6 protein-coding genes are annotated in these 14,580 nt (G+C 55.8%); 1 reads left to right on the top strand and 5 read right to left on the bottom strand.

Annotated features, from left to right (window positions below; translation table 11 throughout):
• From Pla52nx_RS25635 to Pla52nx_RS25650, 4 genes are all read right to left on the bottom strand, one after another.
• Nucleotides 1-5,250, bottom strand: a complete 5,250-nt coding sequence (locus Pla52nx_RS25635) for a DNA repair ATPase (protein WP_146518764.1) — start codon at nucleotides 5,248-5,250, stop codon at nucleotides 1-3.
• Between the two features lie 144 nt (nucleotides 5,251-5,394).
• On the bottom strand, nucleotides 5,395-7,428 hold the full coding sequence (locus tag Pla52nx_RS25640) for a flotillin family protein (RefSeq protein WP_315854998.1): 2,034 nt from the start codon (nucleotides 7,426-7,428) through the stop codon (nucleotides 5,395-5,397).
• Between the two features lie 92 nt (nucleotides 7,429-7,520).
• The gene (locus tag Pla52nx_RS25645; protein WP_146518765.1) at nucleotides 7,521-8,273 is read right to left on the bottom strand and encodes a DUF1449 domain-containing protein; all 753 of its coding nucleotides are present in this window, start codon (nucleotides 8,271-8,273) and stop codon (nucleotides 7,521-7,523) included.
• A gap of 95 nt (nucleotides 8,274-8,368) precedes the next feature.
• Nucleotides 8,369-9,610 carry a site-2 protease family protein gene (locus Pla52nx_RS25650; RefSeq protein ID WP_146518766.1) on the bottom strand — a complete coding sequence of 414 codons (1,242 nt, stop codon included), beginning with the start codon at nucleotides 9,608-9,610 and terminating at the stop codon, nucleotides 8,369-8,371.
• Between the two features lie 265 nt (nucleotides 9,611-9,875).
• On the opposite strand from Pla52nx_RS25650, the gene Pla52nx_RS25655 reads away from it, so the two are divergent.
• Nucleotides 9,876-10,322 (top strand): RbsD/FucU family protein, encoded by a 447-nt coding sequence (locus tag Pla52nx_RS25655; RefSeq protein WP_146518767.1) that lies wholly within the window; start codon nucleotides 9,876-9,878, stop codon nucleotides 10,320-10,322.
• A gap of 146 nt (nucleotides 10,323-10,468) precedes the next feature.
• Here the strand turns inward: Pla52nx_RS25655 and Pla52nx_RS25660 are convergent, their stop codons facing one another.
• Nucleotides 10,469-14,287, bottom strand: a complete 3,819-nt coding sequence (locus Pla52nx_RS25660; RefSeq protein WP_146518768.1) for a serine/threonine-protein kinase PknK — start codon at nucleotides 14,285-14,287, stop codon at nucleotides 10,469-10,471.
• Nucleotides 14,288-14,580 lie beyond the last annotated feature (293 nt).

Consider the following 14,580-nt stretch of genomic DNA (forward strand, 5'->3'; position numbering starts at 1 on the left):
TCATGGTTGTTCGCCGCTGGCGGAATCAAAGGTGTCTTCGATCTCGCGATAGTTCGCAGCCAACTCGTCGAGCTGAGCCTTCAGGCGACTCAAGTCGCGGCCGTTATCCAATGACTCGGACAAGATCGGACGCAACCATTCTTGCATGAGGTGAAACTGTCCCTTGATCAGGTCTGCCAAGACACGAGGGACCTTGTGTTGCACGTATACTTTTTGGTCGGGCGGTGCCGCCGTTGCCTGATATTCGCTGATCCGTTTGAGCTGTTCGCCGGTCTGTTTGAGCGTCCCGGCGAGTTGGTCCGCCGACGCGGTCAGGCTTTGGCGGATCGAGTCGATCCGCGTGTCCATCCGCTCCTCGGCTCCATCGCTCTGTGCGGCGATCGCCCTGGAGATGACTTGACGTATCGACTCCAATCCGTCTCGCATCGATGCCAGTTGCCGCATCAACTGCCCTGCTTGATCCTCGCTGTCCATACCTGACATGCGAACGCTCTCGACAAACGCGTACTTGATCGCGTCCCAGCGTTCTTTTTCCTCGGTTGTCAGGATGCCCATCAACTCCTTGAACTTCAGCACGTTGGCTTCGTTGTCCGTGGTCAACGTTTGGGCGTCTTGCTCGTAGCTGCCCACGATCAACGATTGCAGTTCGGCATCGTTCATCACTCCGGCAACCTTCTCCGCGATGCGGTTCATGTTTCGGTAACTACCCTGCAACTTGAACGGCGGTTCGGTGCGATACGCGTCGGCCTGTGCGGCAGATCGGATGTACGCGCGATTGACCCGCAGGACGACGTCGCGGACGCGAAGCAGTTTGCGCATGACTTCGTACATGTCGCGGACTTGGTCCATCGACAAATTGCTCTTCAGTTCGATGCCTTCGAGTGAATCGCGTTGAGCGGCCATGATGACCGCCCGAGCGTCTTCCGGTGCGGCGGAAGAAAGCGGTGCCAGAACGGGGTTGCTGGTCAAGCAGTTTTCGAGGTAACTGATTTCGAACGCGTCGGCCGAGTCACCGATGATTTCACCGAGGTTGTAAACGTCGGCTCGATTGGAAAGCATGTCCGGGATTTGGAATCGCTCGCCGCTTTCGGTGTAGGGATTGCCCGCCATGACGACGGCGACGCGACGACCACGCAAATCGTAGGTGCGTGTCTTGCCATTGGAGACGCCTTCGATCTTGCGCGTGGCGTCGCACAACGAGATGAACTTTTGCAGGAATTCAGGATTGGTGTGCTGGATGTCGTCTAGGTAAAGCATGACGTTGTCGCCCATTTCCAACGCCAAATTCAACCGCTCGACTTCCTCGCGAGCGGCGGCATTGGGTGCCTCGGCGGGATCGAGTGACGTGACTTGGTGCCCGATGGCGGGACCGTTGATCTTCATGAATACGATGCCCAACCGATTGGCGACGTACTCCATCAACGTGGTCTTTCCGTAACCCGGCGGCGAAATGAGCAACAACAAGCCCATTCGGTCCGTCCGCTTGTTTTCGCCCGCGGCGCCCATTTGCTTGGCGAGGTTGTCGCCGATCAGCGGCAAATAGACTTCATCGAGCAATCGGTTGCGGACAAAACTGGTCAGCACGCGAGGTTTGAATTCCTCCAACCGCATATCGGCACGAGCCGCATCGACCAAACGTGACTTGGTTTGGTGCAACTGTTTGAAGCGTGGCACGACATCGTTGCGGTAGTGACGCACACGACCAAGCAGCTCGTGATAGTGCAGTTGCATTTTGCCGCCGTGGATTCGCGAGTGACTGCCCGCCATCTCCTGAAGCGTGGTGGCGATGTTCACTTTTGCCACATTGGAATTGCTGTCACCACCGGAGGCGATCAGCCAGCTCAATTCATCGATGTAGTAGATCGCCGGGTCGACTTCATCTGTTTTGGAATGCGACTCCAAGAATGCATCGGCCCAGTTGCGACACAGCACGAACAACCTCACCGGATCGGCTTGATTGCTCTTGATCGCCGCGCCGAGCAACTTGTCCAAATCTGCCTGCGGCACCGCTTCGATGAACTGATGGTACAGGCCATCAGCGCGTCCGCTGACGACGTTCTTTCGTCCAGGATGGATCAGTTGATCAAACAGGTAGCGCGAAACACGAGCAGCGGTGACGTTCGCTTGAAACAGCGGTTGCCAAATGGCACCGTCGGCGGTGGCAAGCTCCTCCAGCCGTTGGCGAAATTCGACGGCCGGCTTGGCATTCGGATACGCCTTGGCCAATTTGGCAAAGCCTCCGATCCAGTCGGTCATTTCTTTACGAGTCTTGGCGTCCAGGATCTTGTGAAACCACAACAACGCCGCTGTTCGCACACTGGGGGCATGACGCAACAATCCGATCGAATCATCGATCGTGACCAAGGCTTTTAAGATCGCAGCAGCATCAAAATCGTGCACGCCCTTTGCGTAGCCTTCGTCAAATCGACCGCCGATCTTTGCCTGGACCCAAGCCGGATTGATCTTCGACGCGTCCAGCGTTTCTCCGGCCGCGTGTGCACTCTCGAAAAGGTCGACCGCCAGATACTCGCCACGATACACCTGCGCGTTCTCGCTGATCAGTTCCTGGTTCCAAAGGTCCCGGCTGGCAGCCAGTGCGTCATCGACCAACGGCTGGAAATACTGAGTTCCCGTCAAGTGCAAACACATCGCGTCGTTACGCAGCACCGTGGTCAGATCCAGTGGTTGCGTGTTGACGGCGAAACGTTGCTCGCCCAATCGGATGATGTCGCCACCGTCCTCGAACAGCTCCTGGCGGTCCTTGAGTTGACGGATTGAGTCTTCGCGGATCGTCTTGAGTCGGCTTTGCAAATCCTCCACACGCACCGCGTCGTCCAGGTCCTGCAGTTGCGTGACGATGTCACGAACTTTCTCGACCATCAAGTCGCCGGCAAAGTAAGCGGCAATGTCGTCGATCGTGTCCATTCCTCGAACGCGGTTGTCGATCCCTTTCAAGATGCGATCAGCCGCCGAGGAAAGCGACTCTGCGCGACGATTTCGCTTCTCGACCAGTTGAATCTTACGCGACTCAAACGCCGCGTAGACTTCTTCTCGCCGCGTGGCGAGTTGGACGACAAAGTCATCGAATTCTGCGAAACGGCCCTCAAGTTCCTCCAACTGGACCATCACCTTGGTAAGGTACTCGTCGCATTTTTCGGGCGAGTCACAGACATCCAAATAACCGGACGTCGTCTGCTCCAACAGTTTCAATTGCGATGCAAACTCGGCGCGTCCCTCGGTACCGACGAGTTCCGTCGTGCGTGCTTTCAGGGCACTGCGAACGCGGTTGAGCGATGCAAACACGTCACCGATGGAATCGATGATCTCAGTGCGTTTGGTGGTGTCCTCGATGCGCAGATTGCTCACCGTTTCGGTCAGCAGCTCCAACTGCGATCCCGCGGCGTCGATTTCTTCCCCGAGTTTCTTGGATTCGGCGACCGTTGAGATCGCGGGCACTTGCTCGCTCGCCTTGGCGACTCGCTGAACATAGGGGTCCAACGCACCGGGTGTGAGCAGGAAATCGACACAACGGCGAGACAAACGCTCGCTTCGTTCGGCCGTGGTCTGTTCCAGATGCTCAACCACGGCTTCGTCAACATAACGCAGCTCTTTCAATCCAATCGCGTGACCGCGTTCCTGTCGCAGCTTTGCCAACGATGCCACAAAGTCGTCGATCGACTCGAAACGACTGCGCTCGATATGTTTGATCAGCGCTTCGATCGACGACTGGACTTCCTTGGTCTTTGCCTGAGTATCACGCCGAACACGGCTGACCTTTTCGAATTCCTCGACGGCGGCATTTGCGGCGTCACGGATTTTCTGCAACGGCTCGGAGAGTTTTTCGGTTTCGTCCTTGTCGATCCAAAAGTAGCTGTCCAGGACATCGGCCGATTTCTTGCCCAGGTCCAAGTAGAGACCGTCGTAACTGTCATCCTTGTCGATCAGTTGCAGGATTTCACTGCATTCGGCCATCCCTCGCACGATTTCTTTGTTGCCGATTTTGAACAGCAAAGAATCGGTTTGGTTCTCGGGCGTGTAGTTGGCACCCGTGAACGGCGTCTGCCAAATTTGGATCGCGTGATGCTTTTGCGGTTCCTCTTGGCTGCGAAAGCAAACCATTTCACCGCGTTCAAAGAATGTTTGGCCGTGACAGATCAGTGGGGTCTCGACCGTTTGCCGGATCAAGTTGTACCGTAGTTGCACATAGGTGCCCGATTCGGGAGCGTAGAACAGGTACAAATAGTCCTCGCCATTGGATGCGGCGATCGTGCGTTGGTAACGCATGTCGGACAGACCGGTATCAAATCGTTTGGATTCACCGGTTTGTAAGTAATAGCCGCCGGGGAAAATCAATCCTTGATCGCTGGGCAGCATCACGCAAGCGTGTTGGATCTCGTCAATCCGGCTGACTTTTTGAATCTTGCTGTTGTAGACCAGAAAGCGAGTCGCACTTTCCTGATACGGTTTGATCTTGAGCAAGACGAGATTGCCAAGGACCGCATAGTGGATCTCCGCATCGTCGAGAGTTTGGTCGGCATGGTCGACCGGCTCGGCGTAGATTCCTTCGCCGCTGCCGGTGTTGTTCTCAACCTTGACGGTCAGGTCGCCACCGACCGTTTCGACGAAAACGATGTCTTCGATCGAGATGTGTGGGTGCTCGCCGTAGCGATGTTGATCACGGGTGGTGCGGGTCCAGCGAAACTCGTGCTGCTCGGGCTCTCGAATTTCGTGCTCGCTGCGGTTATCGATGTACTCGATGCTTGTCGGTGTGACACGCCACTTGAACGACTTGATGTCGCGTTGGGTCTTTCCGACTTGGAAAACCATGTGCAACATGGGCCCGACGCGAAAGAATCGAGAAAACTTGGTGTCTTTGTAGAACCGATACAGTTCGTGGAAATCGTTTTTGAAACCCGCTGCACCGATCAGATCCAGCGAATCTTCGTGAAAATGATTATCTGCGAATCGGTATACGGAAAACACATCAGCGAGTTCGATTTCTGTTTTGAGACCGAACTGCACGTTGTATCCGAACAGAAACTTGTCACCGACGGATACCAAGTCACGCGGGATGCAATTGTGCTCCGTGGTGACTCTCTCGGTGGAGAGCAGTTTCGTCTCAATGTTGCCGAAGACATCGGCGCGAGCGGTGTTCAGCTTGGCAAGCCGACCACGTAGGTCCTTCGCGGCGTCGCGTAGTCGATTGCGGAGGACCTCGTAGGTCCCAGCGGCGAGTTGGGAGTCGGTCACGAGCGGGCTCCCCTGTGGAGTGTGTTATGGAGTGATGATGTGACGGCGTCTCGTCGGGAATGGTGCATCGCGGAGATCATGTCGACCTCCGCGATGCGGGCGTGTCCAAAATCAGATTTGGACCAATCAGAGACTGACAATGGACTAAGCCTTTTTGCCGTTGGGCTTTGCGACGCTTGCTGTCAGCAATCGACCGGCCTTTTGATCAGCCACATTGGCCTGTCCAGCCATGCCGAGCAGGCTGGTGAGTTGGCCTCGGACATCCTCTGTATTTGCCATTCCCAACATTTTGGCGATCAGGGCCGCGATGGAAAGGTCTTTGACGCCATCAGTGTCGAGGTTGAACTGTCCCATCATCTTGGTCAACTGATCTCGGAAATACTCCGCATTTCCGTCAAAGAACGTGTCTTTGATGTCCGTAGCCACTCTGCTGTTGTAAACAAATCGGTCGATGGCTTTGCCGCCTTTGACCGCCGAAGTGATCTGTTCGAAGAACTCTCCGTCGCCACCGACGATGTCGATGCGAGCCGCCTTGAGTGCTTCGCCGACAACACCGGCTTGGCTTTCGGCGATGCCGCGTTGGGCATCGATCGCTGCGATCTCGACATCTTTTTCTTTGGCCAGCTTCAGCTTGAACTCCTCGTGATCCTTTCCGACGGTATCCAGAATCTTCATCGCTTCGGCCTTCTCGGTGATACCGATCGCTTCGCTGCGGTACTTCTCCAAGTCGACGTTGGCTTCTGCCAAACCTTGCTTTTCGATAGCGGCTGCCTTGGCTTCGATCCCCTTGGCTTCGGCAACGGCTTTCTTTTCCAGCACGCTGGCTTCGGCCGCCCCTTCCTTTTCCAGGCTGGTTGCTTTGGCCTCTTGGACTTTTGCTTCTGCCAATCCGATGGCGGCGGCTTGTGCCGACTCGGCTTCGGCCAACATTTTGGCGGCGGCGGTTTCGTTCTCGGCCGCATCGCGTTTCGCTTCGGCTTCGATGCGAATCTTTTCAGCAAACAGTTCGCTGGATTCCTTTTCGGCCTGGGCCAACTTGGTTTGACGAATCAATTCTTCTTCGGCTCGCATTTCTGCGGCGGTCACTTGGACCTTCTTGGCCCGCTCGGCCTTGGCGATCTCTTCGGTGTCCTTGATTCGCTCTTGTTCTTCCACGACGGCACGCTCGACGGCGACCCGTTCGCGGATGACTTCTTGAATGTTTCGTTTTTCGACTTCGATCGCCTTTTCTTTCTCGATCTCGGCGACGCCGACCAAACGCATCCGCTCGGTGGCTTCCAAGTCACGGTCACGGTTGACGCGTTCCAGCTCGACGGCGTCCGTCTTCTCCTTGTTGCGTTGGGCGACCAAGACTTGGCGATCTTTGTTTTCGGTTGCGATCCCGAGTTCTTCTTCGGTGGTGATGCGGGCACGCTCGGATTCCAGACGCTGCTCCTGCTGGACCTTTGCCGCGGAGGCTTGTTCGCGGGCCGTGATTTCGGCAATCTCGCGTTTTTGTTTCTCGACCGCTTCGACGCGTTGGCGTTCCAGAGCCAAAATGGTTTCTTCCGCTTCGACGTCCTGCTTCTTCAGCGTCTTTTCTTTGTCGCGGGTGAACTGGTTTTCCTTGACCTTTTCCTGCGAAGTCAGCTCGGTGATCTTCTTGATGCCTTCGGCGTCCAGAATGTTGCTGGGCGAAAGCATTTCCAGGGGAGTCTGCTCCAGATAGTCGATCGCAGCGTCGTCGAGGTGGTATCCGTTGAGGTCAAGTCCGATGACCTTGAGGATTTCCGATTTGAACTTGTCGCGTTGGTCGTACAGCTCGATGAAGTCGAATTGTTTGCCGACTGTTTTCAACGCTTCGGAGAATTTAGCGTCGAACAACTCGCGGAGTGTTTCCAACTCCGAGCAACGCTTGGCACCGATCGACTGTGCGACTTCCTTCATTTGTTCCGCGCTGCTATCGACGCGGATGAAGAATGCGACTTTGATGTCGGCACGAATGTTGTCTTTGCAGATCAATCCTTCGCTACCCTGACGACTGATCTCAAAACTTTTGAGAGTCAAGTCCATGAATTCATAGCGGTGGAAGACCGGGACGATCAAGCGACCGCCAGCCGTGGTGACATCCAACCCGCCCATCCCTGTCTTGACGATGGCTTTGTCAGGGCCAACCACCATGTAACAGTTCTTGATCATCGCGAAAATCACGAATGCGATCACAAGAACGATGGCTAACCCGATGGTCCAGCCATTGATGAGGCCCTCACCGAGCAATAAAAAGGCAAACGTCACGATTGTTTCTCCGGTTGAATGTTTGAGACGGTGTAGACCCGTTTCAGAGGGTCAAAGTCAATGATCCGCACTTCCGTTCCTTTGGTGACGGTCGGTCCGTCTGTGCGGACGTTCAGCAGCAGCGGTGAAGCGTTCGTCCGAAACTTAGCTTGCCCAAAGGTAGGGGTTGCTTCGTAAGACCAAATTTCACAGGTTGCTCCCAATAACCTGTCTTTGTCGTAACCAGGCTCTGGCGCGAACTTGCCAACGACCGGCTGCGTGACCGCTTTAGTCACGATGATCGCTAAAACCCAATTTCGGATCGCCAGCAGGATGGATGGCACCCAGGTCGGGGAATATCGATGGACATCAAAGTTGTGCCAAAAGGCGTATGAGATGATCCAAAAGGCCAGTGTGAAGACACCCGCCCAGATGATGAGGGGGACTCGTCCGAAGTTCGTCAGTCGGATCGAAGTTGCACCGATCCCACTGAGAAAGTCCAGTCCGCTGGGGTGCGAAATGTCCACGTCACCTCCGCCGACGCCTACGTCCGGGACATCCAGGTCGGGAACGTCAAATTCGGGCACGTCGATTTCAGGGACATCTAGACCGGGCGCATCCAGGTCAATGTCAGGTCCGTCAAGTCCAAGATCGATGAACCCCAACGCGGCAATCATGGCGTAGATGACCATCATGCAGACAAGCAGGGACGCGGGCCAAAGCGGCCCGACAAACATCAGCTCATTGAACTCATTGATTAGATTTTCCACGACCGCCAATGCCTCATCCTGTTACGACTGGTTGTTTCAGCCCGTCATCGTAGGGCATCAACCGGGCGCATTTGGGGCGCGAGCGGGCCAAAGATTCAGGAAATTCGCGTTTCGCCCAGCCACTCGGCGTCGGGAGAGCCCTTCTCAGTGATCGGATCTGCATGGAATCCGACTTCAGCAGCATCGGGGCTCATGCGAGCCAATTGGCTACGCACCCGCGCCGAATCCAGATCCAGCATGCCGACCAGGATTCCCCGCAGGTCGGCGACCGCAAACTGCCGGCGTCCTCGTCCGGCCGACATGAGCACGTCACTGAGTTTCTCATCGCAATTCAATACCGGATTGCCGGAGTCGGAGAGTTGCGACGCTAGCTGCCCTGCAAGTTGTCCCGCCGTCGTCTCCGGTCGCACGCCCGACTCCAGGGCCTTGACCAACTCAGGCAGCGGCAGGATCGAAATGGCAAAGCCGTCCAATCCGACCACTGGCATTGCCGTTCCCGTCTCGTAAGACCATCGCTGTATCAACTCCCAAATCGGTGTGTCCATCGAAACCGAGGACGGATTGTGGATCATCACGTCGCGAACCGTCAAGCCGCGAACCGACTCCATGACATCCACCTGCCGGGCTTCGGAAAGCCCCGCATAGACAACGAACGCGGCGATCAACATGCCCACGACGTGACCGAAATAGAAAGCGGTCGACGCCATGACCACGGCGCAGATCACACCGACCGTCGCCGCGATCCGAGTGGCCTTGCGATAATCGAGCTTCATCGCCAAGAGACTGCGCAGCACACGTCCGCCATCCATCGGGAACGCCGGGATCATGTTGAAGATCACCAACGCGATGTTCACCCCGGCCAACATCACGAGCATGCCGATCAAGGACGGCTCGTCCAGCAGCGTTTCGAGATGTGTTTCCGTTGCTTGGTCCACATCCGCCATCGTGAACATGGACATCGCGACCGGATGCACGATGGCGATGATGGTGATCAAGACGGTTGCGATGACGACGTTCACGGCCGGCCCCGCGACGGCAACCAGCAATTCTTGCCACGCGATCCGCGGCATGTTTCGTAGTCGCGCAACGCCTCCGATGGGCAGCAAGGTGATGTCAAGCGTCGGAATCCCGAAACGACGGGCCGTCAACGCGTGTCCGTATTCGTGGAGCGTCACACAGAGAAAAACGAGCAGCAAAAAGGCGACGTGAAACGCCATCTTTGCCAAGCCGCCCTCCGAAACCGAAAACGCGGCGTACGCCACCAGCAGGGCAAACGTCCAGTGGACGTAGACTCCGATGCCAAAGAATGTTCCAAGTTTCAGGCGTTGATCAAGCACACGTGGTCCGTTGCAGGCGTAATGGTCAGTGGAGTGGGTAAAATCGCTAGTGCGTGCGTTCTGAAGTTTACTTTCATCTACGCTCCCGCACCGCAGTGAGTTTTGTCACAATGGCAACCGGCCCGCGACAACCCTACCTCCGACACGATAGCGCCGAAACGATAGCGCCGAAACGAAAGTAGCTGACCAATCCTATCAGCCTGTCGATACCCGGGCAGACCCTTTTGCATTTCTTTTACCCTCACATCCTGGATTGAACACGATAATGTTGCGACACAAATTGATTCACCCCCAGATTTCTTCGATTTTGGCCGCAGCAGGACACCACAGCAGCGTTTTGATCGCGGACGGCAATTACCCCGCTGCCAGCAAGCGGGGGCCCCGGGCGGAACTGATCAGTTTGAACCTGATGCCAGGAGTCCCCACGTGCAATCAAGTGCTTGAGGCTGTTCTGTCCGCAGTGCCGATTGAAGCCATCCAGACGATGAAAACCGAAGACAGCGGGCCTTACGCGTTGGACGGCGACCCGCCGGTCTGGGACGACTACCGAAAAACGATCCAGGACGAAGGACTCTCGTTGGAACTGGAACCGATCGACAAGTGGGATTTCTACAAAGCCGTTACGACCGAAGACCACGTGTTGACCATTCAAACCGCTGACCAACAGCGATACGCCAACATCCTGCTGACGGTGGGTGTGCGAATGGACTGACTCGGCAGCCCGGCAGTTCGAAACGGCTTGAGAGGACTGTTGCGAAATCAGTCTCCGCAAATCAGCCGCCACGCGATAGCGTCCAGTTCTCACACCTATACTCACAAGCCGGTCGCTCCCTCGCTACGGCTGATGACGAATCCAGGCTAACACGTCGAAATTTCGCTCTCCGGTGGCGCGACGACATACAGCCGCTCCAGATCGATGGGCGACACCACGTTGTCGTGAATCATTTGGTGTCTGAGTTTTTCACTCCACGTGCCTGTCTCCAAATGCTCCATCGCATCGGACGTCGCTGCGATAAAGGGTGCCAGTGACAGTTGCGTGGCCAACGTGTTTGCGCGGCCAAATGCGATCAAGGCTTGATCGAATCGGCCGTCGTGACGCAACGAAATTCCCGAGAGAAGCGCCGCAAGCATTTTTGCATACGGCGAATGACGACTCTTCAGGTTCTTGATGGCGGTACCGATGGTCTCTTGGGGCAAACTCCAGCATTTGGCGGCAACGCGTGATTCATCAATCACCGGGAACAATCCAGAGTGACGCTGCATGTGGGCCGCGGACAATCCTATATAAAAGTCAACTGTCGTTCGAATGGCGTGCAATCGATTTATCAATGACGACTGCAGTCGATCGTTGAATACCTGACAGGCGAACCATGCTTGTTGATACTTCTGTTCATATATCAAGCGTTGGACACGGCTGACCCAAACCAAGAAATCCACCATCTCCACTTGTTCCGAACAAGTCGCGACATGCCGATGATGCCTCTGAAATTGTTTCAGCGCGGGAGCATTGTTTTCGATCAACGCGGCATTTCCGCCAAAGCCACCCGTGGCAAGCAGATGCTGCAAGGGGTCCCGGCGCCTTTGGGAATCGTGCAGCATTTCCTCGGCCACGGTCACGATGTGTGACCAATTCCCCAAATTCCAATCGGCCCAAAAACCGAGCCATCGCATTTGCGATGTTTCGAATCTCGACGGCAGGTCAGAGTGCGTGAACAGCCGGATAGCGATGCTCATCGGTTCGATGACAGCATCCCATCGCATTTCCAACGCTTCGACATAGGCTTGGGCTGTTTCGATCTCTGCGATGGCACGCTTGTCTTCGCCGCCACGGACTTGGTCTCGCAGCGTCTGCAACATCCCATGCGTTCTCTGTCTTTGAGCCGGCCGATTTCCCGCCAGCAAGACACAAATCGCAATCGACGACGCAAAATACGCTTGTTGGGCGATCGTTCCATACTTTTGCGCCAGCCGACTGCCGTCCGTCAACAAATTCACGGTGCTCCGCAAATCAAACATGGCGATGGGCCGAGCCACATACGAACACAACTCCAGTTGATGCTGCACGATTAGGTTGCCCGGCAGCCTATCCTCAGCAAACGGCGAAAGCGGTCTTTGGATAAACGAGGACGCCAGACTCACCAGGTCACGTAGCGAAGCGATGCTTGTTGAGGCAGGCTCCGCATGCAGGCGAAGGTTGAGTTGCTGCAGCAACAAATCCAGATGGGGTTTTGCTGCAACAAACTTTCCACAGCGAATCAAGACTTCCGTTGCAGAAATCGTGAAGCGAATCCGCTCGGTCAGGTCGTCAGATTCATCGGCCAATTGCCTGAAATACTCCGCCGCTCGCAGAGGCACGTCGCCCTCATAAAAACACCTTGCAGCGTCGCGCAAATGTTTTTGTCTCGCTTCCCCGGAAACCATCTCCAGGATCTTGGCATGCCACTCTCCGGCTTCCACTTTCGCGTAGATTCGATCGGCCTCGATGGCAGCATTGATCGCGAACGGCAGCGCGGCGACCGACTCCCCACATGCCCTGAGGTGATTTGCGATTCTCGCAGCGTATCGCGTCGGATGCTCGCTGCTGATCAGCAGATTTGCCCACGCTTTGTGGGCATCACGTTGTTCCTCATCGGTCAGACTCTGAAACAACCCATCGGCAACCTTGTCGTGAACGATCGTGATGCATTCGCCACCGGTCGCATCGTCGTTGACCAGTCGTTGCTTTACCAATTCCGATACGGCCGCGTCGACCGCAAGCCCCAGATCAGTCAGCATCTCAAGCTGCTGAGTCGAAACCGGACGACTCGCGGTCACGACATATGGCAACACAGAACGGGCCTCGACGCTGAGCAAATTGAATCGACGCTGCCAGAGTCGGTCCAGATTTCTCAGAGACGTGAGACTCGAATCGAGTGCCGGCTGCGGGTCGTGGAGTTCGCCTCCCGGCCTGAACTCCTCTGCCAATTCTTGCAATCGAAATGGGTTGCCGCCCGTCAGCTCCGCCAACTCTCTGCACGTGGCTGATTTGATTTTGACTCCCCACTGCTTGGCGGCATGCCCCAGTAACTCCGCCGAGCGTTGGACCGACAGCGCGCGTAGATGAATCTTGTGGTCTGCTGGTTGTCGCTGGTAGGTTTCCGGGTCACGTGAAACCGTGATGATTCCCAATCTGCCATGGCCGTCTTGCTGCAGTTCATCCCAAACTGTGTTGGTGTCGTGATCCGACCACTGCGCGTCATCAACAATGATGAACAGGGGCCCCACCTTGCGTAGTTCAACGCTCAAACGCATTGCAGCACGCAGCGCATCGATGCGTTCGGGAGCGTCTGGCAGCGGTGACGCATTGTCCGACATGTCAGAGACAACGACATGTCGCAGTTGCGGAAACATTTCATGCAAAATGCTAGCGCTGACGGGATCGACTCTCAGCTTTTCACGATCGCCTCTTGAGTACCGACTGGCGATCTGATCGGCGATTTGATCAAGCACTTGGAGTGAATGCTGCTCGCGGGTTCGACACCGCACGCGAAAGACTTGGCACCAGGGCATAGCTTCCAGGATCGCCTCGATTTCATCGATCAAGCGAGACTTGCCAATCCCGGACGGGCCATGAATATGCAATCGCTCACTCTTGCCGTCCAGGATGGAACGGATCCATTGTCGTGCCTCTGCAACCTCTTGCGTCCGACCAAACAGAGGCTGCTTGGTGATCCAAGGAATGTTCAGTGGCTCCTTGCGATCCTGCAGCGCGACTTGGATGGCCGTGAATCGCTTGGCACGATTGACTCTCAGCATGCCACGACAAACCTTGCGAAGCCATGCAGGGACACCGTCTTTCAGTCCATCAACGGCTTGTTCGATTTCGATCTTGTCTTGATCTCGTCTCCAATCCTGGAACTCACCCATCCGAAACCAATCGTTGCGTCCTCGAACGGCATTGATGATCTCCAGAGTCACCAGCCCCAGACCGAACAGGTCGCCCGGTGGGGTATAGAGTTGCTCCCAAACCGCTTCCGGCGAAAAGTAGCGTGGCGTGCCCGCTAGATAGGAGCGAACGCCATCGGCCTCGACCTCCGGGTTGCATGTGGCGACCAGCCCAAAGTCGATGATCACGCCACGGTGATCAGGTGTGACCATCAGATTCGATGGCTTGATGTCCCGATGCACCAATCCGGCCAAGTGGATCGTAGCCAAACCGGTTGCGTAGTCTCGCACCAAGTTCTCAACGATCGCGAACGCTTGATCCTCAGGCATGGCACGAATCAACGGTATCGCATCGGACAGTGTCGTGCCATTGACATGCTGCATCGCAAAGACGGTTTTGTCGTCCAGTACATGGATGCGATCGACTTGCATCAAGTTGGGATGTCGAAACGGTGTCATCCGCCGAAACCCGAGCTTGTTTCGGCAAAGCTCTCGAGACGAAAGTGGCCCCAAGACCTTCAACGCGCATCGGTGCCTAGCGACGTGGTCATACGCACGGTAGACGAAGCCACTGTTCCCCCATCCCAGCAGTTCTTGAACTTCAAAATCACCATATCGATCGCCTTCCTGCCACGGCGGTGGCACCCCGCGCTGAGTAGAATTCAGCACGAACGTCTCATCCTGCCGCACCGGACGAACCTGCGTGTCATTGTTCGGATTGAACAGCGGTAAATCATCCTCGTGCGAGGCCATGCGAAGTCTTTTCGGCGATGGAACGGCAAACCTGCTCCAGCGACCAATCAGCGTTGGCCAAGAGGATTAGGTTGATGCTGTGTTGTGAGGGACTTCCGGTGATTACTCTCGGTTTCCCCCTGCGAACGATGTGATTCGAGTATAGGAACGGGCGACTCGTACTTCCCCCTCGCTTCGCTTGAAAAAAGAAAAATAAACAGCACTCACCACCCAACCGATCAAAGATCGCCCCCTATTGCGAGGGAATCACGCGATGATTTGATGATTATCAAGCGTATTTCGGGGGTGGTTTT

The organism is Stieleria varia, from assembly GCF_038443385.1.
In the GTDB taxonomy this organism is placed as follows: domain Bacteria; phylum Planctomycetota; class Planctomycetia; order Pirellulales; family Pirellulaceae; genus Stieleria; species Stieleria varia.

Excerpts from the sequence above, each read along its gene's own strand:
- Pla52nx_RS25660 (WP_146518768.1), bottom strand. The coding sequence starts at position 14,287 with ATGGCCTCGCACGAGGATGATTTACCGCTGTTCAATCCGAACAATGAC.
- Pla52nx_RS25655 (WP_146518767.1), top strand. The coding sequence starts at position 9,876 with ATGTTGCGACACAAATTGATTCACCCCCAGATTTCTTCGATTTTGGCC.
- Pla52nx_RS25640 (WP_315854998.1), bottom strand. The coding sequence starts at position 7,428 with ATGATCAAGAACTGTTACATGGTGGTTGGCCCTGACAAAGCCATCGTC.